Genomic DNA, 25,073 nt, shown 5'->3' with positions numbered 1-25,073 from the left:
AGAAAGTGGGGATAACGGTTTGAGGTCTTCTGTAACGGCGAACGGCAAATTAAACCCGGTATCCTTTTCATTTATCCGGTTTTATCTGTTGGCCTTTTTATTTTTTGCCGCGAATTCGGCGTTGACGATTATACTGCCTTTGCGGAGTGAAGCAGCAGGATTGAATCAGGCCGAGATTGGTCTGATGATGGGGGCGTACATGTTTACGTGTATGCTTTTAAGGCCTTTTGCAGCGCAGCTTCTGGGGCGTTACGGTCCGCTTCTTGTCATGAAGTGGCTGTTGATTTTGCATGCCGCAACATTGCTGTTTTTTGTTGTGTTGGGTGTGGAAACGTATTTGTGGCTGCGGGCTTTGCAAGGTGTAGCCACGGCGTTCTTTTCCATGACGATGCAGGCTGGTATTGTGGAAAAGCTGGAGGACAAGGACCGGGCTCAGGGATTGTCCATGTATACCCTTTTTACGATGGTCCCCTCTCTGGTCATTCCCATACTCGCCATCCAGATCTGGGAAATTGCCAGCGATATCTGGTTTACTTTGCTACTGATCGGTTTGGCGGCTCTTCCGCTCCTGATCGGCTATAGCGTGGACTTGCCCCGAAGCACAGTACAGAATAAATCGTATACGCTCGGCGATATGGTGCGGTCATTCGGCGGCATCTGGCGCAGCACACCACTGTTGATCAGCAGCGTAGTGATGCTGTTTGCTTCATGTGTATTTGGGGCCACGGCGACCTTTCTTCCGTTGTATATGGTATCGACTGGGAAGGCGAGTGCGGGTGTATTTTTAACTATCCAGGGACTGGTCGTCATCTTGTGCAGATTCATTCTGCGTAAAAAAATCCCTTCCGACGGCAGCTGGAATACGTGGCTGATGGCCGGGCTGCTGTTATGTTCGGCACTGGGAACCCAACTGCTCGCTCTGTCGGAGACGATCGGTCCGTTAGTATACCTGTCTGCGGTGTTCAGTGGGTTCGCCGTGGCATTGTTGTACCCGACATTAATCACTTATTTATCATTTGTGTTGCCTGCCGATTCTCGATATGTACTGATGGGTATTTTCATGTCCTCGTATGATCTGGGCTTCTCTCTGGGTGGACTTGCGATGGGACTAATTGTACAAATAAGCTCGTATTCCACCATGTTTACAATCTGTACGCTGCTATCTGTTGCAGCCATGATTCTTGTTGTGGCTTTCAGGCAACGAATGGAAGCCGGCAATAGGGCTAAATCTGTGGTGACGGCGTGATTGTACGGCATCTATAAGAAAAAAGTTAAAGGCGTATGGACTGACTTTTCTGGAGACGTATCATTATGATGCGAAGCTACAGGAAACAGGCCATAGGCCTGTTTTGGGCGAGGTTTTTTCGATTTTTCATTAAAAATGATTTGACATCATCGTTCAACAGGATTATAGTCATTGTTGTTAATTGTAATAATTACTATTAAGGTCAGAGGCATATGGACCACAACTATAAGGAGTAGATATACATGACACAAAAGCAGGTTCCGGTAACTGTTCTTAGCGGTTACCTCGGTTCAGGTAAAACAACCGTTCTTAATCACGTACTGCACAATCGACAAGGGCTCAAGGTCGCGGTCATCGTTAATGACATGAGTGAGGTGAATATCGATGCCGCTCTGGTGAAGGGTGAGGCGACATTGTCGCGTACCGAAGAAAAGCTGGTGGAGCTGTCCAATGGCTGCATCTGCTGCACCTTGCGGGATGATCTGATGCAGGAGATTGAGAAGCTGGTGAACGAAGGCAGGTTTGATTATATCCTGATTGAATCCACAGGCATCAGTGAACCTGTGCCGGTAGCGCAGACCTTTACATATGCCGACGAAGAATCGGGTATTGATCTGACCGATCTGGCGAAGCTGGATTGTTTGGTAACCGTCGTGGATGCCCATCGATTCTGGCATGATTTTGCTTCAGGTCAGAGCCTGCTGGATCGGAACCAGGCCACAGGTGAGGAAGATACCCGCGATGTTGTGGATTTGCTGATTGATCAAATCGAGACCTGTGATGTCCTTCTGCTGAACAAATGTGATCTGGTCGATGACGTGGAGCTGAACAAACTTGAAGGTGTCATCCGCAAACTTCAGCCCAACGCCAAAATCATTCGGACCATGAACGGACAGGTCAACCCGTCTGAAATTCTGAATACAGGGCTCTTCGACTTCGAGAAAGCAAGCATGTCTGCCGGATGGATTCAGGAGCTGGAGAAGGAATCACATACTCCGGAGACCGAGGAATACGGTATTGGCTCCTTTGTGTATCGTCGTCGGAAGCCATTTCATCCTTCTCGTCTGGCTGAATTCATGAGCTACTGGCCGGAAGAAGTAGTGCGTGCCAAAGGGCTGGTCTGGCTCGCGGCTGAAGGAGATGTGGCTGCAAGTCTGAGTCAGGCGGGATCGTCGATTCAGTTTGGCCCTGCCGGACATTGGGTTGCGGCATTGCCGGAAGCGGACAAGGAAGAAATTTTGCGTACGGAGCCAGATGTACTGGAAAAGTGGGATGCACAGTGGGGAGACCGTCAGACCGAGCTGGTCATGATCGGGATTGAAATGGAGCGCGCCATCATTGAAGACGAACTTGACCAATGTCTGCTTAGTGATGAAGAAATGCAGGCCGACTGGGGGCAGTTCGACAATCCTCTGCCTTGGCCAGTTGAAGTCGTATAAAAATTAATTCATAAAAGGAGCTGTAAAACATGGCCAAAAAATCAAAAGTGGTACGTGAAAAACAACGTCAGGCAATTGTAGCCAAATATGCGGAGCTGCGCCGGGAACTGAAAGAAAAAGGGGATTATGAAGCGCTGCAGAAACTGCCGCGCAATGCTTCTCCGACCCGATTGAAAAATCGCTGTGAACTGACAGGCCGCCCGAGAGGATATTTGCGCAAGTTCAAGGTATCACGGATTGTGTTCCGTGAGCTGGCTCATCAAGGGCAAATTCCGGGCGTCACAAAGTCAAGCTGGTAAGACACATGCATGATTTATTTGATTATGATTGTGTAATTGTGGGAGGGGGGCCAGCCGGAATCGGCATGGCCTCTGTCCTGCAGGATCTGGGAATGCCTCGTTTTACCGTGCTGGAACGCAGTGAGGTGGGGGCAACTTTTCTGGCGTGGCCGGAGGAAATGCGTCTGATCACCCCTTCGTTCACAAGCAATGCCTATGGCATGATGGATCTGAATGCAGTGGCTTTGAATACGTCTCCGGCGTACACACTGGGAACAGAACATCCGACAGGGTTGGAGTATGCGAAGTATTTGCAGGTGGTGAGCCAGTTTAAGAAATTGCCTGTGCAAACGGGAGTAGACGTTTCGGAGGTTATCCCGGAGGAAAATGGCTTCCGGGTCGTGACATCCATTGGACAACTGCGCACACGCTATGTCATCTGGGCAGCAGGAGAATTTCAATATCCGAGACTGGACCTGTTTCCTGGGGCTGAGTATGGTGTGCACACCAGTTTATTTTCCAGCTGGACGGTGGTCCAGGGAGATGAATGTGTCATCGTTGGTGGCTATGAGAGCGGTGTGGATGCAGCCATTCACTTGAGTAAACTGGGTAAAAACGTAACGGTAATCGACCGGAATGGACGAGGACTCGCCAAAGGCAGCAGTGATCCAAGCGTGGAGCTAAGCCCCTATATGAAGGATCGCCTGCGCGGGGCGATGATGGATAAGCGAATAAACATGATGCAAGGTTATGAGGTCAAGTGGATTGAACCGGATGAAACGGGCGGTTATGTTCTCTATTGCGAGAACGATTCCGGAGAGTCCCACTTGCTTAAGACGGGTCAGGCTCCTATTCTGGCGACCGGGTTCCGCAGCAGTCTGCACCTGATTGAGAATCTCGTTGAGCGCAACAAGGAAGGTCAGCTGCAATTGGGAGCGGCGGATGAATCGACGATTGCCCCCGGACTGTTTATTACTGGACCACAGGTCATGCATGGTCAACTCCAATTTTGCTTCATTTATAAATTCAGACAGCGCTTTGCGGTTGTGGCCCAGGCCATGGGTGAGAGACTTGGGTTGGATCTGGCTCCGCTGGAAACCTATCGCAAAGAAGGCATGTTTCTTGATGATCTGTCCTGCTGCGGTGAAGACTGCACATGCTGAATTCGCTTGTGGAACAACCCGAAAAACTTCGTAAAGTGGTGCTGGTTGGCTTCGAATCCGCTGGCAAATCGGCTCTGTTTCGAGGACTTACGGGCAGAGATACAGGCGAGGAATCCAATGTTCGGGGCTCCACGGTGACCGTCCGCAGGTCGGAGTTGCTTGCGCATCAGCTTGAACTGCTCGATACACCTGGAATCCGGATCAAGGATGACAGTGTCACGACCATGCTGACGTTAAAACAGCTCGCAGCCGGCGATACAGTGATCCTGGTCATCCGCGGAACAGATGTGGTACAGGAACTGCCTTTACTGCTGGGCATGCTGGATGTCACAGGCAAAAATGCTGTACTGGTGCTTACGTTTGCCGACAAATGCGGTCCCGGATTATCGGCTCAGGCTGACTATTACCGTAAAGGTCTGGGTATTTCCGTTCTGGCGCTCAATACAAGGGAAATGGACGGAAACGCACAGGACCTGATATGCCGGGCGGTTATTGCCGCCAGACCCATCAAGAGGCATCCGGAGTTCGAATCACCACCTGAATCCCCTGTAATCGAACCGCAGACAACGATGTTTGAGCATACGGTTTGGGGGCGTTTTGTGGCTTTGGCTGCACTGGCATTTTTATTTGCAGCTCCAGTGTATGTGGCTTATCTGTTCTCCGGCTGGATACAACTGCTCGCAGATGTCTGGATACTTGAACCACTCCATCGTATGACTGCGGGATTTTGGAAACCGCTGCAAGCTATAATGCTCGGAGATTACGGCATAATCAGTCTGGGATTGTATTCGTTTATCTGGGCATTTCCGGTCGTATTTCTGATTGGGATCAGTGTGGCGGTGACGGAGGAGAGCGGACTGAAAGACCGGATTACCGACTCGCTGGATGGGTGGATGCGCAAAATAGGCTTGAACGGCAAGGATCTGATTCCGGTTCTCAGCGGTTTTGGCTGCAATGTCGTGGCTGTGTTCCAGAGTCGTACGTGCAGCTCCTGTACACGAAAGTCCTGTGTCTCCATGATTTCCTTTGGTTCTGCGTGCAGCTACCAGATTGGGGCTTCTCTATCCATATTCAGTTCCGGAGGAAAGCCGTGGCTGTTCTTTCCTTATATGCTTGTACTGGTACTTGCGGGCGCAATTCATACACGTCTGTGGAATCGAAATCGGCTGGATGACACGCTCCCGTTACATGCCAAACGTACCTTTTTGCAAAAGCCATCATGGCGCTCTGTAAGCTGGCGCGTTCGGTCTGTCATGAAACAGTTTCTCGTGCAGGCGATGCCTATTTTCATCGGTATTTGTGTGGTGGCTACGCTGCTGGAACAGACGGGGGTGCTGTCTGTTCTGACTGGGGCGTTGACCCCGACACTTGCGATCTTTCATCTGCCGGGCGATGCCGCGGGCGGCATTTTGTTTTCCATTTTGCGAAAAGACGGGTTGTTGGTGCTGAATCAGGATCAGGGTTCCTTCGTTGACGACTTGAGCGGCGGGCAGCTGTTTATTCTTGTGTATCTGGCTTCCACGTTAACGGCATGTCTGGTGACGATGTGGACCATTCGAAAGGAGTTGGGAGCAGTCTTTGCCATGCAACTGGCAGGCAAACAGCTCGTAACGTCACTGGGCAGTGCATTTGTACTGGCATGGCTGTGGAACTGGATTGCATAACGATGTTGATGAAAGGGTGTGATCTCCATGCTGGACTCGTTTACCATTCGGAGAATTCAATCGGTGATGAACGGTTATATCCATGAGAAGGTCCCGGCACCACTGCGCACCATGGTGAAATTAACGTATGAGATGAATGACAATGAACTGATTTTGACCGAGGAAAGGCCCGCTGAAGAACGATATCAGTGGGACAAACTGCATATTGCCCGATTTTACTGGGAAGAGAATCAGTGGAAGGTATATGCCAAAGACGAACACAGCAGCTGGAATGTGGTAGACATTATTGAGCCTTGTCCTGATTTTGAAGCTTTGCTGGAGCAGGTTGAGCGGGACGAAGCGGGTCTGTTCTGGCGCTGAATGCGCGGTTTTTAACGCAAATATGTGCTGGAGGGAGGGTTAGTAATGCAAAAGGTACAACAGAATAACAGCATTAGCCGAGTAGCGAACGATTCTTTTATCATGCCGGATAAAGCCGAGCGCTTGCGGTTATTCGGCTCCGTTGATCCGATACAGGGCGATAAACCTGTGCAAAAAGAAAAGATGCAGGATTTGCAGAATAGCAAAAATGATTTCCTGTTTGAGCTGCAACAAGTGGGTATTGATCAGGTGAAGTATCCCCTGGATGTCATTTCGGCCAAAGATCCCGTTCGCTTGTCCAGCATCGGAACGTTCCGGCTGACGACTTCGCTGGATCGCGAATCGAAAGGCATTAACATGAGCCGCTTGATGGAGCAGCTTCAACACAGTCGCAGTGAAGGGCTGAGTGACCGGATTCCCGATCTGATTGCGTTGACGCAGCAGATGGCCGAACAGATGAATCAGCCGAAGGCAGAGCTGAAAGTGACCTATCCCTGGTTCTACGAACGAACCGCACCCGTAACCGGTTTGTCTGGACTCAATCATTCTTTGGCTACGGTTCATGTGATCTGGGAAGCTGGAAAATCCCCTGTTCTGAGAACAGGTTTACATATACAGGTCACGACGTTATGCCCATGCTCGAAGGAGATCAGCGAATATAGCGCGCACAACCAGCGGGGGTTATTGCGTATCCAGGTACAAGCCAACCCGGGAGAAGCACTGCCGGGCTATTGGAAGGAAGAGCTGCTGAATGTGGCCGAATCCAATGCAAGTAGCTGTCTTTATCCCATACTCAAAAGGCCTGATGAGAAACGGGTCACGGAACGTGCATATGAGAACCCGCGATTTGTGGAAGATATCGTCAGGCTGGTGGCGGCAGATCTGTATGAGAAGCACTGGGTAAATAAATTTAAGGTAGACTGCAAAAATGAAGAGTCCATTCATCAGCATGATGCCGTAGCTCGTATCGTATATGACAAGTCGAAATAACGATAGTGTGAGGGCTAAGGAATTCATTTTATTTTATATTACTTTACAAAATGAAGAGAAAACAGAAGAACCACCGTCAGAGCTTCAGCGGCGGTTCTTCTGTTTTCTTGCGATCCTATGAGCAATCCAGTGCCATTGCGCTAGACTTCATACAAAATTTCACCCGTTCGGGATACATCATATCCCTCAAAGGATTGCAGTTCCTGTCTGAATTCCGGTGATTGCAGAATGCGCAGCACCGATTCGATCCACGCTTCGTTCCCCTGTTTCTTGAGCATCACCAGATCATAACGTTCCTGAACAAGTGGAATAAAATCAACTTGACCGACAAGTCGTGCAGCCTTCTCGCTGCCGATTCCTACATCGGCTTCACCGGAACTGACCTTGGCTGCTACACCCATATGACTGGTTTCTTCCACGTCATATCCAATCAGTTGGGAAGCAGGGATACCATGTAGACGCAATTGTTCATCCAGCAATACACGTGCCCCCGAACCTTTCTCCCGGTTAGCTAATCGTAGTTCAGGCTGATTCAGATCTGTCCAGTTCTGCAAGCCCCGCGGATTACCGCGTTGAACATACAGCCCGGCAGGTCGTGTCAGCAGATTCACGACGACATACGACCAGCCAATCAGGATTTTGCGAATGTAGGGCAGATTATACTCTCCAGTATCTCCATCCAGCAGATGGGTACTGACCAGATCGGATTCCCCGCGGTACATGGAGATCAAGCCGTCTAGACTGCCCATAAAAGAACGCAGCGGACGAATATCCCGTGTTTGCTTTTCCATATATCGCATAAGAATATCAAGGCTGACATCTTGTCCCGTAATGACCAGATGACGAGCCGAATGGGCTGACGAAGGGTTGCCCATCATGGAAGAAGAAGCTGCGAATGTCGCTCTGGATGGAGGCGTAGCACTTGCAATGGGATGAACGGTATGATTGGTCTGGTCACTCCCTATCCCGGTATAAGATTCGGAGGGGTGAACTGAATCCACAGCGGCCCGGTGCGCTGGTGATTGAAGCTGCTTGGAGCGCTGTTTATAGGCCTCCAGATCGGTAGCGTCAACTCGCATTTGTTTGCCGACGCGATAAGCGACGAGGTCTCCCTTTTTGATTAGATCGTAAACTGTCAGTTTGGATATTTTAAGTAGCTTGGATATTTCTTCGGTGGTATAGGATTGCTCCTCCGTCATCAGTGAAGATCCTCCTTCAAGGTGCAAATCATATAACGTTTCGTTCATCAACGCTTATCGTCCCGGATAAACGCGGGGTCTCTTGTACTATACCATTAACAGCCAGAGGGGATAAACTCGCCCACCACAATTCAGTTATAGACGGCTTACCCTTCAACGGATGAGTTAAAGACTACCTTCCTATTTCAATGATCTTATGTATAATGAAATATAATTAATTATATCTAGTTATAACTAAACATAACATCGGGGGAGAAGTAGATGAAAAAGAGTATTGGATATGTGTTGGGGAGTATGTCACTTGGACTGGCTCTCGTATTGGCCGGTTGCGGTGCAAATACGGAGAGTACAGATTCATCCACAGCTACGGAACAAACGGGTTCAGCACCTGCGACATCAGGTGAGAGTTCAACGGCTGGGGCAACAGATCCTCAGGAAAAGGTGGAGCTAACGATCTCAGCGGCAGCCAGTCTCACGGATGCCATGAAGGAAATTGAAACGAATTTTGAAGCCGCGAATCCCAATGTGGAGCTTAACTTCAACTTTGGTGCATCCGGTGCATTGCAACAGCAGATTGAACAAGGTGCGCCAGCAGATGTTTTTGTATCGGCTGCGACCAAAAATATGAACGCGCTCGTGGATGAGAAATTGATTGCATCCGGCGATCAGAAAAATTTGCTGCAAAATTCATTGGTAGCCATCATTCCATCGGATAGCTCAGATACTGTAACAAGTGAGAAGGATCTGACGGCTGATTCCATCAAGACCGTAGCGATTGGTATACCGGAAAGTGTGCCTGCAGGAACCTACGCCAAGGAAGCGCTGACCAATGCCAAACTATGGGATCAGCTGGAAAGCAAGCTTGTACAGGGCAAGGATGTCAGACAGGTTCTGCAATATGTAGAAACAGGCAATGCGGATGCGGGGTTTGTGTACAAAACGGATGCACTCACTTCTGATCAGGTGAAAATTGCTTTTGAAGTAGACAAGAACAGCTATACACCAGCCAATTATCCAGTAGGGATTATTGAAGGTACGAAGCACCGGACAGAAGCAGAACAATTCTACACGTATTTGCAAACGCCTGAAGTGCTTGAGGTATTTGCCAAGTACGGGTTCTCCATTCCGGAATGAATGTGAGTGCAATAGACTGGGCGGTATTCTGGCCACCGGTTCGTCTTTCCCTTCAGGTTGCGCTGTTGTCCAGTGTGATCGCAGCAGTGTTTGGCATTGCTGTGGCCTGGAAGATGTCGCGTACCTCGTTCCGTGGCAAAATTTTTCTGGAAACGGCATTTATGCTCCCACTGGTGCTCCCGCCGACAGTGGTCGGATTCATATTGCTCGTGTTACTGGGGCGTAAGAGCGTGCTCGGACAGTGGATTGAAGCCATCTTCTCCGCACCTGTAATTTTCTCCTGGTGGGCTGCCGTAATTGCCTCGGTGGTGGTTGCTTTCCCACTGGTCTATCAGACGATGAAATCCGGCTTTAGCGGGATTGATCGGGACCTGGAAGATGCAGGCCGCTCCATAGGCGCGAATGAATGGCAGGTATTTCGTTATATCTCACTTCCGCTTGCAGGGAGAGCGTTGATGACGGCATTCATCCTGGGATTCGCCCGTGCACTGGGAGAATTCGGGGCCACACTCATGATCGCAGGTAATATTCCTGGGAAAACGCAAACCGTACCCACTGCGATCTATGTTGCTGTGGATTCGGGCAATCAGACGATGGCCTGGATGTGGACCGGCTCTATTATTATCATTTCGTTTATCATGCTGCTTTTAACCAGACAGCCGCGCGACGGGAAGGCATGATGTGTGCTATTTAAAGTGAAAGTGATAAGGATTAGCATTCGCATACAAAAACCCGCTCAAGGAATCTTTCCTTGGAGCGGGTTTTTATTTACACACGCCTTGTATATCGTTATCATGTATGTTTACGTTCATCCAGCCGATATTTATTTAGCCTGTTTGAACAGAAGGTGTCTTATAGCGGGAAGAATCGAGCGTTTTGATCATAAATACAATCTCTTCCTGCCGTTCAGGTGTCTGTACCGTTTTGTGATGAAAAGGTTCATATCCCCGCCGTTCATACATGGGAGCAAGCCAGGGATGGCGGGTCGCCGTTGCCAGAAATACGGCAGGGGCATCAAGCTTTTGCAGAATGATATGTTGTTCTACCCAATCCAGTAGTTTGGAGCCGTAACCCTGACTTTTATGGGCCGGACTTACCGCGAACCAGCGGATGAAAGGATAAGGACTGATAGCTTGCCGCTGCAGATCTTCTGCTCGGTCAAGGGTAACCGTGGCAATGATTTCTCCTGCTTTTTCAAGAATATAGCATTCATGCTGTACAATATTATTCTGGATGACTTCCAGTGTAGCGTGTCCGGCTGGAAAAGGAATGTTCAGGGCCCGAATTGTCTCATAGGCATTCACGGTAACAGCCTGCAATTGTTCGGCATCATCAAGCGTAGCCAATCGGTATTGTTCGGTCATGGTCGATCCATCCCTTCATTAGAAAATGTACTATTCCAACCTATTAAGTTGGTTTAATATTTTGGTGTTATTTTATCATGAAATTCATGGTTGGAATATAATTCTCGAATCAGATCTGTCTATAAGCTCATCGAAAGCTTCTATATGTATAAATGACAAAACTTTTTCCAATTTTACTCGTTTCAGGACTCGCCTAAACCATGCTCTATCCTGTAAAATAGAACTAACTGATTCCAGCCAAGAACTGAAATAAGGAGAGACGACTAATGAATACGAAACCTGATTGCGGTATATCGTTGCAAATCGACGACTATCTGGATCTTTTGCATTTTGCCATCCAAATCGAGGATCAGGAATGGCAGCAGTCCCTTATCCACCAGCTCAAAATATTTCAGCCGGAAGCGGAGCAGCACACACCTGAAGAAGAATTATGGATGAGATTTGATTATATCAACAGTAAACTGACAGGTCTCCGCCACCAGATTCACGCGGCCCATTCAACGGATGAACGCAAAAAGTTTGAAGAACGAATCGGACTGTTGCAACTGCAGCGTATAGAGGTAGCTCGTAAAATTAAATGGGCTAGTCGCAGATAGATGCGTATTTGAATAAAAGTGATCTGGAATTAAAGAAGCGATCTCCCGTTGGAGGTCGCTTCTTTTGGTTTACTTTTGGATCAGGGAACGGGTGAAGCATAGAGAAGTTCTATAACGTTATCAGGATGTCCTATTAACATACATATTGCCTGGGCATGACATCCGGTGCTATTCTTTGTTCAACCTAATTCCGACTATACAAGTGTGAATGGTTAGTTAAATCAAAGATGAGGAATGGGAGTACACATCATATTGGCTGAAATGACAGCCTGTGGAGGAGATCGGGAATGGTTAATCAATGGGGGATTCAGAAATTCCGAACAGCATTGCTGTTCATTACTATGTTGGCGGTACTGGCGGGTTGCAGTTCAGGCAATGCATCGAATGAATCGGATACCGCATCTGCGTCCGGTCAAGATAAAGTGAAGAAGATCATTGTGGGTACAGGCACTCAATTCCCGAATGTTTGCTTCATTGATGAGAATGGCAAGCTGACGGGATACGATGTAGAACTGATCCGCGAGATTGATAAACGATTGCCTGAATATGAATTCGAGTTTAGTACAATGGAATTCAAAAATCTGCTGCTCAGTCTTGAGACGAAGAAAATAGACCTAATTGCTCACCAGATGGAAGTGAATGAAGAGAGACAGGCCAAGTTCCTTTTTAATGATGAAGCATATAACATTTTCCCTAATAAAATCGTTGTAAGCGAGAAAAACCAGGATGTAAAATCCATCGAGGATCTGAAAGGTAAAAAACTGATTGTTGGCGCTACGAGTAATGCGGCTGTACTGGCTGAGAAATGGAATGCAGCGAACGGTAACGCCATCGACATTGTGTATTCCGGCGCAGGGGAAGATACGAATACCCAGATCAAAACAGGCCGGGTGGCTGCAACCATCAGCACGCAGTTTGCCATCGATTATCAGAACAAAGTGGTGGATGCACAGTTAAAGACTGTCGGAGAGGCCCTGTCCAACTCCAAAGTGTATTTCATTCTGAACAAGGATGAGGAAGAGCTCAAAACTAAAATTGATGAAGCGCTCAAATCAATTAAGGAAGATGGAACATTGAGCAAATTGAGCACAGAGTGGCTGGGAGCCGACTACACGGTTGAGGAATAGTGCCTTAAGAAAGGTGAGCGACGGTTATGGGTAAATCATTCGATCTGTCATTGGTTCTGGATTTCGTGCCTGAACTGCTGCGATATTTGCATATTACACTGATTGTACTGGGCGGCTCCATTGTGCTCGGTCTGGTGGGCGGTGTGCTTCTGGCGGTTCCGAGGTTATACCGGATTCCGGTGCTGAGCCAGCTCGCTACCCTGTACATCTCTTTTATGCGGGGCACACCGATTCTCATCAAGTTGTTTCTGGTCTATTACGGATTACCTGAATTGCTCAAGCCCATAGGAGTCGATCTGTCCAGGACCGATCCGCTGGTATTCGTCATCGTGACTTATGCGTTAAGTGATGCGGCGTCCTTTGCCGAAATCTTTCGCGGAGCTGTGCGCAGTGTGGACAGGGGTCAGACGGAAGCAGCTTATGCTGCGGGCTTGACCACATTTCAGTCGTTTCGGCGGATCGTGGTTCCGCAGGCACTCATTGTTGCTTTTCCGAATATGGCGAATACGTTGATTGGTTCGTTAAAGGATACGTCACTTGCCTTTTCGATTGGAGTTATGGACATGGTGGGCAGGGGGCAAACGCTGATCTCGGCTACATCGCATGCACTTGAAGTGTATATCAGTCTTTCGATTGTCTACTATGTTATCGTGCTTGTACTTGAAAAAGGGTTTGCTATCGCAGAACGCAGACTCCAGCGTCACGAACGTAAAAAGGAAGTCCCTGGGCCAGTGGTAAGAGCTGAACGCCTGAAACGAATAGCGGGGTGAGCGAATGTCTATTGATATCAACTTTATCTACACATCTTTTTTCCAGATTCTAAAGGCATTGCCACTGACACTCGTCATTACGATTGTACCGTTGATCGCAGGATTTGGCATTGGTCTGGTCACTGCTTTAATTCGAATCTATAAGGTAGCCTGGATCTACCGAATCGCTGATTTCTATGTTTCGTTTTTTCGGGGGACACCGATGCTGATGCACTTGTTTCTAATCTATTACGGGATTCCGCTGATCATCGACAAGCTTGCAGCCCGGTACGGCTGGGCCTTTCAGTCGTCTTCCATTCCGATTCTAGTGTTTGTGTTATTTGCCTTCTCGTTAACTGCGGGAGCTTATATGTCTGAGATTATCCGCTCCGGCATTCTGGCGGTGGATACCGGACAGATGGAAGCTGCATATGCCGTGGGCATGAGTACCCCCCAAGCGTTGAGACGCATCATTTTACCTCAGGCGGTTGGTGCGGTTCTGCCGAATCTGTGCAGCATGTTTGTTGGTTTCCTGCATGGATCGACACTTGCGTTTACTGTATCGCAGATGGATATTCTCGGTAAAGCGGATGTGGTGGCTTCGGTCAGTCTGAAATTTCTGGAGGCTTTCATTGCTGCCGCATTGATCTATTGGGGTCTGACGGTGATTGTCGAACGGATTACAGCTTTGCTGGAACGCAGAGTTGCCGTGTACAGCAAAGGAGGGGTGTCATGATATCACTGACGAATATACACAAATCTTTTGGTCAGCAGGAAGTGTTGAAAGGTATCGATCTGACTGTGGAGCAGGGGGACGTTGTTGCCATTCTTGGACCTAGTGGGTCTGGCAAAACGACATTGCTTCGCTGTGTGAATTTTCTTGAACGTGCCGATGAGGGCAAGGTACAGATCAGCGGATTAACCGTAGACTGCAAGCATGCCCGCAAACATGACATTGTGCAGTTGCGGCGAAAAACGGCGATGGTGTTCCAGCACTATAATCTGTTCAAACATAAAACGGTGCTGGATAACGTAACGGAAGGATTAATCATTGCCCAGAAAATGTCCAAAGCCGATGCTCGTGAACGAGCCTTGCGTGTACTTGAACAAGTAGGGCTGTCCGCCAAAATTAATGAGTATCCCAGCATGCTGTCAGGTGGACAACAACAGCGGGTAGGCATTGCTCGTGCGCTGGCACTCAATCCAGAGGTCATTCTGTTCGATGAACCTACCTCGGCACTTGATCCTGAACTTGTAGGTGAGGTGCTGTCGGTCATTCGATCGATTGCCCAGGAAGGCATCACCATGATTGTGGTCACCCATGAAATGGGTTTTGCACGTGAGGTGGCGAATCGCGTTGTATTCATGGATGGGGGTTCCGTCGTGGAAGAAGGCACACCGGAGGAAGTATTTGTGCGGCCCAAACAGGAACGTACCCGCCAATTCCTCAGTCGATACTCTTCCGATTGGAGTTATGTCATCTGACGATATAGGCGCAAGCTGGAGTAACTGACGATCCCGGCCCGGCATATGCTGTAGCAGGCAAATGCTGATAGGCCGGGTTTTTCTATGGGTGAAGCAGGCCGTGACGGTAAGGAGGAGGACCATGCAGAGCAAAATCGATGAAATACTCACACATATTGCACATTCTCACCAGCAGGTTGCGCGTGTACTGGATGCCAAACGTCAAGTCGCTGTGCGCATGTCTGAAATCATTAATCATTTGCCGGATATCGAACCGGAGCTGGATGGCGTTGACGGTCTGCTGGATAGCTCGGGACAGATCAACAAAAGCATCATCTCCTATTTGGGAGGCCTAGCAGACCTGGAAGAAGCCGTAGCCGAAACGCTGACCCAGGTGATGCGGGAGATGGCGGGTCAAGAGGAAGAATAAGCCCGGAAGGCGGGTGAATGGACATGAGCAGAGAACAAAGTCTCATACTGATGCTGGATGCAGCAGCAAAAATGCAGTGGAATATTGCCCTGATTTTGGAGGCCAAGGCGATTGAAGCCGAGAAGGTAAGGAACTGGGCGTTAAATCATTTGAATGGTGAGGCTTTTCTGACGCATAGCGATCAGGTGGCAGAGCCACTCAAAATGCATGATCAGCTGGTGGAAATACTGGAAGGATTGACCCGAATGGAAACCGGATTATGCAATAACCTGAAGGCCATCATGGTACAGAGTGACGGTGAAGAAGGCGGCATGGATGGTGGCATGTTTGGCGGTATGGATATGGGGGATCTCGGAAAATGAGTCTGTTGCGGCGTGAGCAGGAAGCGAAACTGTCCCTCATTGAGTCCATTGCACACAGTCAGCAGGCGCTCGCCCGCATTCTGGACAGTGTGGCCAGCGTGTCTGCCCACTCGGAAGTATCCGCCCGCAGTCTGGCCGAGAACATTCGTTTGCTGAGCCGTTATCAAGAGGAGATGTCCCGGATGGTTACAGGGATTCAATTGGCCCGAATCCAGCATGGGGAGCCTGGTGTACCATGGCTCAAAGACCCTGGATATGCGATACGCATGGTCCGGAACATACAGGAGGAATGTTGACATGTTAAAGAAGAAAAAAATACGTCTAAGAACCAAAAGAGCTCTGCTTGCTCGCGGGACCCGTCTGCGTAAAGTACGTAAACTGCGTGCGATCAAAGGCAAACGTGTACTGCACAAACGTACCCTCAAAGGACGCAGTGCGTGGCTCAAAAAAAAGAAACGTGCGGTACGACGGCACCGGAGTGTGAAGCCCGCACAACCGTTCGTCCCGGCTACCCCTACCGATCCGAACCCGGACAGTGCCTACAGCCAGGGGTACAACGAAGCGTACAACGAGGGATTCAACGCGGGTTTCGCCAAGGGATTCGAGGACGGACATCAGTTGGCTTACAAAGCGCAATAACAGAGTAGGTGTGCATTTTCGAATGATTACAGATGCATATCCAGCGAATGACGATTGCCCGGGGGGACGGATCCCTCCGGGTTATTTGTATCACCGCAAAAGCGGACATGCCCGTGCAGGCGGATGTGGAGGGCAGACGCCAATTTTGCGCCTTGCAGGACACCCGTCCATGATGCATCTGACCCCGGGGCATATCCTTTAGAGGGAACACCAATCTCGGGGAGAATCTGAAGTGGAATCTCCTGAAGGAAGACAGGGTGAAGGATGTGGCAAAACGACGACACCGGCCGCCTACAGAAGCGGAGACCGCTTACCGTGGCGGATATGCAGAAGGCCGCAGATTTGGCGGCTGTCAGGCCATGATGGAGCGAGTGCAGATGTTTGAGCCGACCGTGCGGAATATGAAAGTGCTGTACATTCCGCAAGGATTCGATGCCATCGATGAAGGCGTCATTGGAGCATTGCAGCAATCTGTTCGTGAATGTGTTGTCGGATCGCCGGCAAACATGCTGCAGGAAGCCAGCCAGCACAGGCCCGATCTGGTGCTGGTCATGAATGGACTACACGTATTTCCCCCCGATCATCTGGAACAGGTGAATGGCATAAGGGAACTGGGAATTCGAACAGCAGTATGGTTTGTGGATGACCCTTATTTTACCGAAGATACGACAAGCATTTGCCGGCATTATGATGTTGTGTTCACGCATGAGGAAGCGGCAGTGCCGTTCTATACTGCACATGGAGCGGGTCGGGTGATCTATATGCCGCTGGCAGTGAACCCGGGGATGTTTCAGCCAAGACGTACGGGGCCACAGCATCAGTATGACATTTGTTTTATCGGTACCGGATTCTGGAATCGAATTGCACTGTTCGATGAGCTTGCTCCTTTTCTGGCGGACAAAAAGGTATTCATTGCCGGCAGCCAGTGGAACCGGCTGCAACGCTCCGACATCATGGGCCGATTCATCCATGAAGGCTGGATTGATCCGGGAGCGACAGTGGATTATTACAATGGCGCCAAAATCGTTATTAACGTTCATCGGACTTGCGAGAACGGGGAAGACAACCGGAATACGCATCATCTCCAAGGTCATTCCATTAATCCGCGGACGTATGAGATCAGTGCCTGTGGCACGATGCAGATAACGGATGCACGCATTGATTTGCCCCGCTACTACCGGCCTGGATATGACATCGAGACCTTTACAACGGCGGGTGAACTTCAGCGCAAAATCAAATATTATCTGCACCATGAAAAGGAACGGCGAGCCATAGCTTGGCGTGGGCTGCTTACCACACTGAACCAGCATACGTTCACTCGTCGTATTGCTCAGCTGCTGGAACACGTGTAAATCTCTATCTGCAGGACAGCAGAGGTAGAGAACCCTATCCCAAAAATAAAAGGAGTGGCGGTATGTCTCTCAAACACCGTAAAACGAGAAAGTCTCATGCACCAGTGCTCAGTCTGGCTGACCAAGCACGCAAAAACGGGCAACATGCCGGATATGATGCGGGTAAGGAAGAAGGATATCTTCGCGGCCGTGCCAACTATATCGTCAATTGTGCACAGGAACCATTGCCTTTTCGACAGATCCACGTCCTGTACGTATCTTCAGGTAAAGGTTTCCCGTACTCTCCACTGGATGAGGCAATCATGGCCACATTACAGGGCATGGTTGCTCAGGTAACTCTTTCCGATCCACGCCAGCCTGTATCGGAAATTGCATTGCAAACTCGGCCTGATCTTGTGCTTGTGTTGGATGGCATGGATATTCCAATGGAGCATCTGGATGCAATTCGGCAAGCAGGCATTCGGACGGCGATCTGGCTTACCGATGATCCGTATTACACGGATATGACGCTTGAGACAGTGAAGCATTTCGACCATGTGTTTACCTTGGAACTGAACTGTGTGGATCTGTATCGGCAGAATGGTTGCCCTTCAGTACACTACCTGCCGTTTGCTGCCTTTACCAACCACTACTTCCCAATTACAACGCCGTCTTCACTCCACCGGGAAGTTAGCTTTATCGGTTCGGCTTACTGGAACCGGGTGTATTTCTTTAATCCGATCATGGCACAGCTGATGTCACACAATACTGTGTTTAATGGCATCTGGTGGGACCGTCTGCCTGACTATGCTGCTTACGGTGAAAAGATTGAACTGGGTCGCTGGATGAGTCCACAGGAAACCAATGATGTGTATAACGGCACTAAAATTGTCATAAACCTCCATCGCTCCCACGAAGACGATTCGGTCAACAACAATCATATTAAGATTCCACCAGCCTCACCGAACCCGAGAACGTTTGAAATTGCCGCTTCCGCTACCCTTCAATTGACAGATGCCCGTGATGATCTGGCACGTTTCTATAAACCGGGTGTGGAGATCGAGACGTACTCATCCCCTCAGGAATTGCTCGACAAGGTGGAATACTATATTTCCCATGAGAAAGAACGCCGCGAAATTGCCTTGCGCGGACTTGAACGCACACTGAAAGACCACACGTATGGCAAAAGAATCAATGAACTGTTGACCATAATATTCCCTTAATTTTGGCCGGAAGGAGGTGTGCACAGAACCCTGCATGCTTCATGCAGGGTCCGTGCGGCCATGGCGAATAAACCTAGACTCATGTTGTTTTCCCATGTGTGCAACACCCGCAGCATTACGGGGGCGGAGAAGCTGCTGCTTCATTTTATGAGGGAAATGGGTACCATCTTCGATTGCATACTTGTCGTGCCTCAGGAAGGTAAGCTCGCCGGACTTGCGCGGAGGTTCGATATTCAGGTCAAAATATGTTTCCTGCCGATGCTTCACGGTGTGTACACACCTTACCGGGGAATCGCAACGGATGCAGAACAGCTTCGCCAATCACCAGCCTATCAGGACGTGGTTTCCCTTATCCGGGAGACTGCGCCTGAACTGGTGTTAACGAATACCTGTGTCAACGTGATGCCAGCTGTAGCAGCGAAATCTCTGCAAATTCCGGTGATCTGGAAGATTACCGAAATTATTCAGGAGAATGAACATACAAACGAGGCTGTACAGATGATTGGTCGTTACGCGGATTGGATCATAGGTATATCCGAAACGGCGATAACCCCATTCAAAAAAGCGGGCATAAGCGACAAACTCACGGTGATTTCCCCAACCTGTGATCCGTCTCTGCCAGCTCCAGATCGATGGGTGCACTTAAGGGAACGCAAACGCAAAGAACTTGGTTTCAAGCCATCGCAAATCTGTATCGGTTATATCTCTTCATTTATATATGATGCCAAAGGTCTAAAGCCGTTCATTGACATGGCGCTGCAATTGTGTGAAGTCCATTCACGCTGCCGTTTCTGGATCATTGGCACATCAGCTGACAAAAAGTATTATGACGAGTGCGTGTCACGGGTGAAAAAATCCGGTTATTATCGCAGGTTCACCTTTACGACGTTTGAAGAGAACGTATCTCTGGCGTATACAGCCATGGATATCGTAGTTATCCCGAGTATGGTCAAAGAAGGATTCGGCATGACCGCGCTGGAGGGGCTTTATTTTGCCAAACCGGTTATCGCATTTGCCCAGGGCGGATTGAAGGAATTGCTGGAATCGGTAGGCAGTGGTGCATTTTTGGCTCCACCGGGTGATACTCAAGCGTTGTTCACGCTGGCCACAACGTTGTTGAATGATCCTGAACTGGCTTCCGACATCGGATGGCGCAATCGGACAGAAGCGGAAAAGCTCTATGGTATTGAAACCTACAGGGCAAAGTTGCATACGATGGTGACACAGTGGTTAACGCGTTTTCCCGGATGGTTTAGGTACATTCAGCCTCCGAATGGTCCAGTGTACGCATGGGGCGAGGGACAATTACGAACCGTGCTGGTTCTGGAACCAGCTACAGTTCGGGCACTTTTATTTCCACTGACTGTGATCCAAACGTTGCCGCTCTCACCGTTACCTCCGCTTGCAATAGGTCAACCTGTCCATGAAGCAACAGAACCACGCTCAAGCCACAGAACGGGACGAAGGGGGCGGTATCCCCATTCAACCCCACGCAGCAGGGTTCGTGAACGAATGAAACGAGGTACGGGAACAGGCGGTAGGAAGCTGAAGGCACGTAAAAAGAAGCGTGTACGCGTGGGGCAACCGACTGCCCGCAAACGTGCTCCTCGCAAAGCCAGACGAACCCGGATCCACCGGAGAGCATCCAATAGACGATGAAGGCAGGGATTACGATGAAGATCATGACGGTGCTGGGGACTCGACCTGAAATCATACGGCTCAGCCTGATCATTTCCAAGTTGGACCAGTACGCGTCCAAACATATTCTGGTACACACGGGACAAAACTTCACGGAAAGTCTCAGCGGTCTTTTCTTCAAGGAAATGGGCTTGCGGGCGCCGGACTACGTCCTTCAGGATGAAGCGGCCTCGCTCGGTCGGCAATTATCCTCGATGTTTACGCAAATGGAAGATTTGTTAAATCAGGAGCAACCGGATAAAGTGCTGCTGCTCGGCGATACGAACAGTGCATTATGTGCTGTGCTGGCTGAACGGATGGGCATACCCGTCATTCATATGGAAGCGGGCAACCGATGTTTTGATCTGGATGTGCCTGAGGAGAAAAATCGCCGGGTCATCGACGCCATTTCAACCATTAATATGCCTTATACCGAACAGAGCAAGAAACATTTGGTTAGTGAAGGGATTCCCAGTCGTCGAATTGTGCTGACGGGCAATCCGATCTATGAAGTGATGCGTCACTACGACACACAGGTGAGTTCCAGCAAAATATTGAAAAAATTGAAGCTGAAATCCGGGCAATATTTTTTGGTTACGGCCCATAGGGCAGAGAATGTTGATCACCCTCCTCATTTGCTGGAGATCATGAAAGGCTTGAACCAGGTTGCTGAAGAACATGCCATGCGAGTCATATGCAGCATTCACCCTCGAACGGCTATTCGAATTGCCGAGCATCTGCAACTGGAGATGCACCCGCTGGTGGAATTTCACGAACCATTCGGTTTTTTCGACTTCGTGATGCTGGAACGACATGCACGCTGTGCACTTACGGACAGTGGTACCGTACAGGAGGAGTGCTGCATCATGGGTGTGCCTACGGTAACCATGCGACGCACAACAGAACGACCGGAGACGGTGGATTGCGGCAGCAACGTGGTCTCAGGTCTGGATGCGGAGCGTATTGCGGGTTGTGTGAAAGTAATGATCGAAATGTCAAACGACTGGGATTGTCCACAAGGCTACAAAGCAACCGATGTATCCAGTAAAGTGGTCAAATTTCTGCTTGGAGGGAAAATGCATGTTTGAAAATAAGCGTATACTCGTGACTGGCGGTACGGGATCATGGGGTTATGAACTTGTGGCTCAACTTCTGCCCCAGCAGCCCAAGGAGATTATCGTTTACTCCCGGAATGAATCCAGCCAAGTGGCGATGAGTCGTGAATTCGAAGACCCGCGTCTTCATTTTCGTATTGGTGATATTCGAGACAAGGACGCCTTAACCGTTGCCTGTCAGCATGTGGACTATGTATTTCATCTCGCAGCGCTCAAACATGTACCGGTGTGTGAAGACCAACCTTACGAAGCACTCAAAACGAATGTGATCGGCACACAAAATGTCATTGAGGCTGCAATTGAAAATAATGTGGAAAAAGTCATTTATATCTCGACCGATAAGGCCGCCAATCCATCCAATTTCTACGGCATGACTAAGGCGATCGGTGAGAAATTGATCGTATACGCTAATCTGCTTCACAGCAATACGCGATTTGTCACTGTACGTGGTGGCAATGTACTTGGAACGAATGGCAGTGTTGTGCATTTGTTCAAAAATCAAATTCGTCAGAAAGGCCAAGTTTCCATTACCGACATGAAAATGACGCGGTTCTTTCTGACCTTGAAAGATGCCATCACCTTGCTGTTCAAAGCATCGGTGGAAAGCGTGGGTGGCGAGATTTTTGTTATGACCATGCCGACGTGCAAAATTGTGGATCTGGCAGAGGTACTGATTGAGGATTCAGGTGTGGAGAATGTGTCCATTGTGGAGCGCGGTACTCGGCCTGGCGAGAAGATACACGAGATTCTGATGAGTGAATTCGAGAGCATGACCACAGTGGTATACGATGAGCAATATCTGGTGATCTTGCCTACACTCGGCATACCGGGGTTGAAGGAGCATTATACCAATTGCCCCCCTGTTTCTTTCAGCAGTTTTAGTTCGGAGCATCAGCTAATGACCAAACAGGAGATTCGAGACATTCTGCAACGCGGAGGGTTTCTGTCATGAAGCTGCTGATACTTGGGGGGAACGGAATGGCCGGTCATATTCTGGTCGATTATTTCCGCCGTCAAGGCATCCACAGCGTCTTCTATACCACCCGGGATGTAACGGACCCCAACGGTCTGTTGCTGGATGTAAATGACAGCTTTATGGTTGACCGTCTGGTAGAGGCGGTGCACCCGGATGTCATCGTTAACGCTGTAGGTGTTTTGAACAGTTTTGCAGATGAAGACAAAATTACTGCTTATCACATTAATGGATTCCTGCCGCATCGTTTGCGGCGGGTTGCCGACACGATTGGTGCACGTCTGATTCATATCAGTACGGACTGTGTGTTTAGTGGGGATCGGGGGGCATATCGGGAGGACGATGTTACTGATGGAACATCTGCCTATGCGATCACGAAAGCACTGGGTGAAGTCCAGGATGCTGGACATCTGACGATTCGCACGTCCATTATTGGACCTGAAATTCGGAAGGGTGGCATCGGTCTGATGCATTGGTTCATGTCCACTACAGGGGAAGTTGGCGGATATACACGTGTCTTCTGGAATGGGGTAACCACCCTTGAACTAGCCAAGTGGGTAGATCATTATCTGGCATCGCCGGTCAGTGGTCTAATCCATCTGGCTCATCCGGTACCTGTCAGCAAACATGATCTGCTCATCCTGTTCCAAAAGACATGGGATAAGCAGGATGTTGTTGTTGTCCCTGATGATAGCATAGTGCAGGACCGTACGCTGGTGTCCACACGTGAGGACGTGAAGACAGACCTTCCGGATTATTCTACAATGCTGAAGGAGCTGGCATTATGGATGGAGCAGAGCTGACAGGTAAAAAGATACTGATCACGGGTGCCTCCGGCTTTACCGGACGGCATGCGGTCGCTTATTTCCGCGCAGCTGAAGCTGCGGTTGCTGCAGTGGTCAGGCGGGCAGGTGCACATTCGTTTGGCGATGACGTGGCTGTACACGTCTGCGATCTTAACGACAAGCAACAAGTCCGCCATCTGATTGAAGAGGTGAAACCGGATTATGTGCTGCATCTTGCAGGCAAAAATTCCGTACCCGATTCGTGGTCCGATCCACTACTGGTGCTGGAGACCAATGTGATGGCTGTACTGTATCTGCTAGATGCTCTCCGGAGCTGCCCAGCGGCACGGACCGTTATTGTAGGTTCCCGGTTAAAATACACACCTGAACCCGGTCGGCATCCTCAGCCTCCCCACCCGTACAGTCTCAGCAAAGCACTGGAGGAGATGGTGTCGCTGTCGTGGATGTCCCTCTTTGGACAGCAGATTATGTTGGCAGAGCCGGGGAATCTGATCGGGGCAGGTCCTTCAACGGGCATATGCTCGCTGCTGGCACGTCATATTGTTGCCTGTGAACAGGAAGGTAAGACAGAGGCCTTTCGTCTATCCGGGCGGGATAATACCCGTGATTTTCTGGATGTACGGGATGCGGTTCGGGCCTACGCAACCTTGCTTGTTCAGGGCGTGTCAGGCACCGTCTACCCCGTCGTATCGGGCAAAGAGCGAAGCCTGGGTGAAATAGTGGATACGCTGCTAACCATGACCAAAGCAGAGGTGCCTGTACGCTGGGATGGAGCTTCATCCGGTCCAGATGGGGCTGGAGATCAGGAGGAGTTATCGGCGCTGCGCAAGTTGGGCTGGCAGCCGCTGGTTCCATTTACCCAATCTCTGCAGGACATTCTGAGAGATGTTCGTACCCAGCAGGGGAGGTCGACTACTTGAATCCGAGAGTGTCCATTGTTATTCCGTTTTACAATTGTCCCTATGTACCTCAAGCAATCCAAAGTGCACTGAATCAGACATATACCGATGTTGAGATCATTATCGTCAACGATGGCTCTACCCGGCATACGGAATTGCTCCAGCCGTATCTCCCCTACATTTATGTTCTTGGCAAAAGCAATGGCGGTACAGCTTCAGCTCTGAATCACGGCATCCGTCATGCCTCCGGGGACTATGTCGCCTGGCTGAGTTCGGATGACCTCTTATATCGGGATAAGATTCGTCATCAGGTTGAATTTATGCAACGGGAGAATGTGCTCATCTCACATACCAACTTTAATTACATTAATGAGCACTCTGCGGTGACCAAGTTAAACGGGGGAGCAGAACCGATGGCAGAACCGGATTGGCTGCGCCTCTTCGTAAACGGCAATCCGGTGAACGGCTGTACCGTGATGATCCGCAAGGATCTCTTTAGTGGGGTGGGCCTGTTTAATGAATTGTTGCCTTATACGCATGATTTGGATCTATGGATGCGTATTTTACTGAACGGACATCGTTTTCCATATCTGAACGAGTCGCTTACTGCATATCGACGGCACGGGGGGATGGGGACGTTACGCCATGCAGATGCCATCGGTCGGGAGGCCGCCATGGTATGGTCCAGATATCGGGAGCCTTTGTTGCAGCGGATTACTGCCATGGGGGGATGAACAACTTTGGTGGGGGTTATGGAGGCCGTATGTTGGCTGAATAACGCCCTCTTTATTTATATGTAATTCGATCTATAAGCCACTCATTGGATTAATGCAAAATGCTCATAT

At 49.5% G+C, this 25,073-nt stretch carries 29 protein-coding genes; 27 read left to right on the top strand and 2 right to left on the bottom strand.

All coding sequences use genetic code 11. The features are described from left to right. The first annotated feature begins 19 nt into the window (after positions 1-19). The 7 genes from cntE to folE2 all read left to right on the top strand — a co-directional run bounded on the left by cntE (position 20) and on the right by folE2 (position 7,140). Positions 20-1,246, top strand: coding sequence for a staphylopine family metallophore export MFS transporter CntE (gene cntE, locus DC345_RS28015; protein WP_113055940.1), 1,227 nt, complete (start codon positions 20-22; stop codon positions 1,244-1,246). Positions 1,247-1,488: 242 nt separating this feature from the next. Continuing rightward, positions 1,489-2,685, top strand: coding sequence for a GTP-binding protein (locus tag DC345_RS28010; RefSeq protein ID WP_113055939.1), 1,197 nt, complete (start codon positions 1,489-1,491; stop codon positions 2,683-2,685). 29 nt (positions 2,686-2,714) lie between these two features. Beyond that, positions 2,715-2,984 (top strand): 30S ribosomal protein S14, encoded by a 270-nt coding sequence (gene rpsN, locus DC345_RS28005; protein WP_090904459.1) that lies wholly within the window; start codon positions 2,715-2,717, stop codon positions 2,982-2,984. A 5-nt stretch (positions 2,985-2,989) separates the two neighbouring features. Beyond that, positions 2,990-4,126 (top strand): NAD(P)/FAD-dependent oxidoreductase, encoded by a 1,137-nt coding sequence (locus DC345_RS28000; RefSeq protein ID WP_113055938.1) that lies wholly within the window; start codon positions 2,990-2,992, stop codon positions 4,124-4,126. After that, complete coding sequence (locus tag DC345_RS27995; RefSeq protein ID WP_113055937.1) at positions 4,120-5,790, top strand: nucleoside recognition domain-containing protein; 1,671 nt, start codon at positions 4,120-4,122, stop codon at positions 5,788-5,790. The genes DC345_RS28000 and DC345_RS27995 overlap by 7 nt, the downstream gene beginning before the upstream one ends. Before the next feature lie 27 nt (positions 5,791-5,817). After that, entirely contained in the window at positions 5,818-6,150 is a 333-nt protein-coding gene (locus tag DC345_RS27990; RefSeq protein WP_113055936.1) for a DUF3024 domain-containing protein, read from the top strand. A gap of 45 nt (positions 6,151-6,195) precedes the next feature. Then, complete coding sequence (gene folE2 / locus DC345_RS27985; protein WP_181586756.1) at positions 6,196-7,140, top strand: GTP cyclohydrolase FolE2; 945 nt, start codon at positions 6,196-6,198, stop codon at positions 7,138-7,140. A gap of 140 nt (positions 7,141-7,280) precedes the next feature. Here the strand turns inward: folE2 and DC345_RS27980 are convergent, their stop codons facing one another. Further along, complete coding sequence (locus DC345_RS27980) at positions 7,281-8,339, bottom strand: substrate-binding domain-containing protein (protein ID WP_113055935.1); 1,059 nt, start codon at positions 8,337-8,339, stop codon at positions 7,281-7,283. Between the two features lie 261 nt (positions 8,340-8,600). Here DC345_RS27980 and modA point away from each other — a divergent pair, with 261 nt between their 5' ends. Together modA and modB are read left to right on the top strand one after the other, a co-directional pair. After that, positions 8,601-9,473: a molybdate ABC transporter substrate-binding protein gene (gene modA, locus DC345_RS27975; protein WP_113055934.1), complete on the top strand. Its 873-nt coding sequence runs from the start codon at positions 8,601-8,603 to the stop codon at positions 9,471-9,473. Next, the gene (modB, locus tag DC345_RS27970) at positions 9,470-10,153 is read left to right on the top strand and encodes a molybdate ABC transporter permease subunit (RefSeq protein ID WP_181586755.1); all 684 of its coding nucleotides are present in this window, start codon (positions 9,470-9,472) and stop codon (positions 10,151-10,153) included. Before modA ends, modB begins: the two co-directional genes overlap by 4 nt. A 147-nt stretch (positions 10,154-10,300) precedes the next feature. Here modB and DC345_RS27965 read toward each other — a convergent pair whose 3' ends face one another. Continuing rightward, positions 10,301-10,837: a GNAT family N-acetyltransferase gene (locus tag DC345_RS27965; RefSeq protein WP_113055933.1), complete on the bottom strand. Its 537-nt coding sequence runs from the start codon at positions 10,835-10,837 to the stop codon at positions 10,301-10,303. Between the two features lie 266 nt (positions 10,838-11,103). On the opposite strand from DC345_RS27965, the gene DC345_RS27960 reads away from it, so the two are divergent. From DC345_RS27960 to DC345_RS27875, 18 genes are all read left to right on the top strand, one after another. Next, positions 11,104-11,433, top strand: a complete 330-nt coding sequence (locus DC345_RS27960; RefSeq protein ID WP_113055932.1) for a hypothetical protein — start codon at positions 11,104-11,106, stop codon at positions 11,431-11,433. Positions 11,434-11,720: 287 nt separating this feature from the next. Then, on the top strand, positions 11,721-12,560 hold the full coding sequence (locus tag DC345_RS27955; protein WP_113055931.1) for a transporter substrate-binding domain-containing protein: 840 nt from the start codon (positions 11,721-11,723) through the stop codon (positions 12,558-12,560). Positions 12,561-12,586: 26 nt separating this feature from the next. Then, a complete protein-coding gene (locus tag DC345_RS27950) occupies positions 12,587-13,330 on the top strand; it encodes an amino acid ABC transporter permease (RefSeq protein ID WP_113055930.1) in 744 nt (247 codons plus the stop codon). A 4-nt stretch (positions 13,331-13,334) separates the two neighbouring features. Next, complete coding sequence (locus tag DC345_RS27945) at positions 13,335-14,045, top strand: amino acid ABC transporter permease (protein ID WP_113055929.1); 711 nt, start codon at positions 13,335-13,337, stop codon at positions 14,043-14,045. After that, complete coding sequence (locus DC345_RS27940; protein WP_064635771.1) at positions 14,042-14,794, top strand: amino acid ABC transporter ATP-binding protein; 753 nt, start codon at positions 14,042-14,044, stop codon at positions 14,792-14,794. The genes DC345_RS27945 and DC345_RS27940 overlap by 4 nt, the downstream gene beginning before the upstream one ends. Positions 14,795-14,915: 121 nt before the next feature. After that, on the top strand, positions 14,916-15,203 hold the full coding sequence (locus tag DC345_RS27935) for a hypothetical protein (protein ID WP_063566664.1): 288 nt from the start codon (positions 14,916-14,918) through the stop codon (positions 15,201-15,203). Between the two features lie 23 nt (positions 15,204-15,226). After that, complete coding sequence (locus DC345_RS27930) at positions 15,227-15,565, top strand: alpha-helical endospore appendage domain-containing protein (protein WP_113056049.1); 339 nt, start codon at positions 15,227-15,229, stop codon at positions 15,563-15,565. Continuing rightward, complete coding sequence (locus DC345_RS27925) at positions 15,562-15,861, top strand: hypothetical protein (protein WP_076290843.1); 300 nt, start codon at positions 15,562-15,564, stop codon at positions 15,859-15,861. The genes DC345_RS27930 and DC345_RS27925 overlap by 4 nt, the downstream gene beginning before the upstream one ends. 1 nt (position 15,862) lies before the next feature. Beyond that, positions 15,863-16,204, top strand: a complete 342-nt coding sequence (locus DC345_RS27920) for a hypothetical protein (protein WP_113055928.1) — start codon at positions 15,863-15,865, stop codon at positions 16,202-16,204. Positions 16,205-16,226: 22 nt separating this feature from the next. After that, entirely contained in the window at positions 16,227-16,406 is a 180-nt protein-coding gene (locus DC345_RS27915) for a hypothetical protein (protein WP_113055927.1), read from the top strand. Between the two features lie 55 nt (positions 16,407-16,461). After that, positions 16,462-17,556 (top strand): CgeB family protein, encoded by a 1,095-nt coding sequence (locus DC345_RS27910; protein WP_258530897.1) that lies wholly within the window; start codon positions 16,462-16,464, stop codon positions 17,554-17,556. A 62-nt stretch (positions 17,557-17,618) separates the two neighbouring features. Continuing rightward, positions 17,619-18,758 carry a CgeB family protein gene (locus DC345_RS27905; RefSeq protein ID WP_258530896.1) on the top strand — a complete coding sequence of 380 codons (1,140 nt, stop codon included), beginning with the start codon at positions 17,619-17,621 and terminating at the stop codon, positions 18,756-18,758. Positions 18,759-18,776: 18 nt separating this feature from the next. Then, positions 18,777-20,417 carry a glycosyltransferase family 4 protein gene (locus DC345_RS27900; RefSeq protein ID WP_113055926.1) on the top strand — a complete coding sequence of 547 codons (1,641 nt, stop codon included), beginning with the start codon at positions 18,777-18,779 and terminating at the stop codon, positions 20,415-20,417. A 14-nt stretch (positions 20,418-20,431) separates the two neighbouring features. Continuing rightward, complete coding sequence (gene wecB, locus DC345_RS27895; RefSeq protein ID WP_113056046.1) at positions 20,432-21,523, top strand: non-hydrolyzing UDP-N-acetylglucosamine 2-epimerase; 1,092 nt, start codon at positions 20,432-20,434, stop codon at positions 21,521-21,523. Beyond that, positions 21,516-22,502, top strand: a complete 987-nt coding sequence (locus tag DC345_RS27890; protein WP_113055925.1) for a polysaccharide biosynthesis protein — start codon at positions 21,516-21,518, stop codon at positions 22,500-22,502. Before wecB ends, DC345_RS27890 begins: the two co-directional genes overlap by 8 nt. Next, positions 22,499-23,326, top strand: coding sequence for a dTDP-4-dehydrorhamnose reductase family protein (locus tag DC345_RS27885; RefSeq protein WP_113055924.1), 828 nt, complete (start codon positions 22,499-22,501; stop codon positions 23,324-23,326). Before DC345_RS27890 ends, DC345_RS27885 begins: the two co-directional genes overlap by 4 nt. Beyond that, positions 23,308-24,249 carry an NAD-dependent epimerase/dehydratase family protein gene (locus tag DC345_RS27880; RefSeq protein WP_113055923.1) on the top strand — a complete coding sequence of 314 codons (942 nt, stop codon included), beginning with the start codon at positions 23,308-23,310 and terminating at the stop codon, positions 24,247-24,249. The genes DC345_RS27885 and DC345_RS27880 overlap by 19 nt, the downstream gene beginning before the upstream one ends. Beyond that, positions 24,246-24,962 carry a glycosyltransferase gene (locus DC345_RS27875; RefSeq protein ID WP_113055922.1) on the top strand — a complete coding sequence of 239 codons (717 nt, stop codon included), beginning with the start codon at positions 24,246-24,248 and terminating at the stop codon, positions 24,960-24,962. Before DC345_RS27880 ends, DC345_RS27875 begins: the two co-directional genes overlap by 4 nt. The last annotated feature ends 111 nt before the right edge of the window (positions 24,963-25,073 follow it).

The organism is Paenibacillus taichungensis (genome assembly GCF_003287275.1).
Taxonomy (GTDB): domain Bacteria; phylum Bacillota; class Bacilli; order Paenibacillales; family Paenibacillaceae; genus Paenibacillus; species Paenibacillus taichungensis_A.
Note: the sequence above shows the minus strand (reverse complement) of the source record. Positions and strands in the feature narration are given on the sequence as shown.

Excerpts from the sequence above, each read along its gene's own strand:
- DC345_RS28010 (WP_113055939.1), top strand. The coding sequence starts at position 1,489 with ATGACACAAAAGCAGGTTCCGGTAACTGTTCTTAGCGGTTACCTCGGT.
- rpsN (WP_090904459.1), top strand. The coding sequence starts at position 2,715 with ATGGCCAAAAAATCAAAAGTGGTACGTGAAAAACAACGTCAGGCAATT.
- DC345_RS28000 (WP_113055938.1), top strand. The coding sequence starts at position 2,990 with ATGCATGATTTATTTGATTATGATTGTGTAATTGTGGGAGGGGGGCCA.
- DC345_RS27995 (WP_113055937.1), top strand. The coding sequence starts at position 4,120 with ATGCTGAATTCGCTTGTGGAACAACCCGAAAAACTTCGTAAAGTGGTG.
- DC345_RS27990 (WP_113055936.1), top strand. The coding sequence starts at position 5,818 with ATGCTGGACTCGTTTACCATTCGGAGAATTCAATCGGTGATGAACGGT.
- folE2 (WP_181586756.1), top strand. The coding sequence starts at position 6,196 with ATGCAAAAGGTACAACAGAATAACAGCATTAGCCGAGTAGCGAACGAT.
- DC345_RS27980 (WP_113055935.1), bottom strand. The coding sequence starts at position 8,339 with ATGACGGAGGAGCAATCCTATACCACCGAAGAAATATCCAAGCTACTT.
- modA (WP_113055934.1), top strand. The coding sequence starts at position 8,601 with ATGAAAAAGAGTATTGGATATGTGTTGGGGAGTATGTCACTTGGACTG.
- modB (WP_181586755.1), top strand. The coding sequence starts at position 9,470 with ATGAATGTGAGTGCAATAGACTGGGCGGTATTCTGGCCACCGGTTCGT.
- DC345_RS27965 (WP_113055933.1), bottom strand. The coding sequence starts at position 10,837 with ATGACCGAACAATACCGATTGGCTACGCTTGATGATGCCGAACAATTG.
- DC345_RS27960 (WP_113055932.1), top strand. The coding sequence starts at position 11,104 with ATGAATACGAAACCTGATTGCGGTATATCGTTGCAAATCGACGACTAT.
- DC345_RS27955 (WP_113055931.1), top strand. The coding sequence starts at position 11,721 with ATGGTTAATCAATGGGGGATTCAGAAATTCCGAACAGCATTGCTGTTC.
- DC345_RS27950 (WP_113055930.1), top strand. The coding sequence starts at position 12,587 with ATGGGTAAATCATTCGATCTGTCATTGGTTCTGGATTTCGTGCCTGAA.
- DC345_RS27945 (WP_113055929.1), top strand. The coding sequence starts at position 13,335 with ATGTCTATTGATATCAACTTTATCTACACATCTTTTTTCCAGATTCTA.
- DC345_RS27940 (WP_064635771.1), top strand. The coding sequence starts at position 14,042 with ATGATATCACTGACGAATATACACAAATCTTTTGGTCAGCAGGAAGTG.
- DC345_RS27935 (WP_063566664.1), top strand. The coding sequence starts at position 14,916 with ATGCAGAGCAAAATCGATGAAATACTCACACATATTGCACATTCTCAC.
- DC345_RS27930 (WP_113056049.1), top strand. The coding sequence starts at position 15,227 with ATGAGCAGAGAACAAAGTCTCATACTGATGCTGGATGCAGCAGCAAAA.
- DC345_RS27925 (WP_076290843.1), top strand. The coding sequence starts at position 15,562 with ATGAGTCTGTTGCGGCGTGAGCAGGAAGCGAAACTGTCCCTCATTGAG.
- DC345_RS27920 (WP_113055928.1), top strand. The coding sequence starts at position 15,863 with ATGTTAAAGAAGAAAAAAATACGTCTAAGAACCAAAAGAGCTCTGCTT.
- DC345_RS27915 (WP_113055927.1), top strand. The coding sequence starts at position 16,227 with ATGATTACAGATGCATATCCAGCGAATGACGATTGCCCGGGGGGACGG.
- DC345_RS27905 (WP_258530896.1), top strand. The coding sequence starts at position 17,619 with ATGTCTCTCAAACACCGTAAAACGAGAAAGTCTCATGCACCAGTGCTC.
- wecB (WP_113056046.1), top strand. The coding sequence starts at position 20,432 with ATGAAGATCATGACGGTGCTGGGGACTCGACCTGAAATCATACGGCTC.
- DC345_RS27890 (WP_113055925.1), top strand. The coding sequence starts at position 21,516 with ATGTTTGAAAATAAGCGTATACTCGTGACTGGCGGTACGGGATCATGG.
- DC345_RS27885 (WP_113055924.1), top strand. The coding sequence starts at position 22,499 with ATGAAGCTGCTGATACTTGGGGGGAACGGAATGGCCGGTCATATTCTG.
- DC345_RS27880 (WP_113055923.1), top strand. The coding sequence starts at position 23,308 with ATGGATGGAGCAGAGCTGACAGGTAAAAAGATACTGATCACGGGTGCC.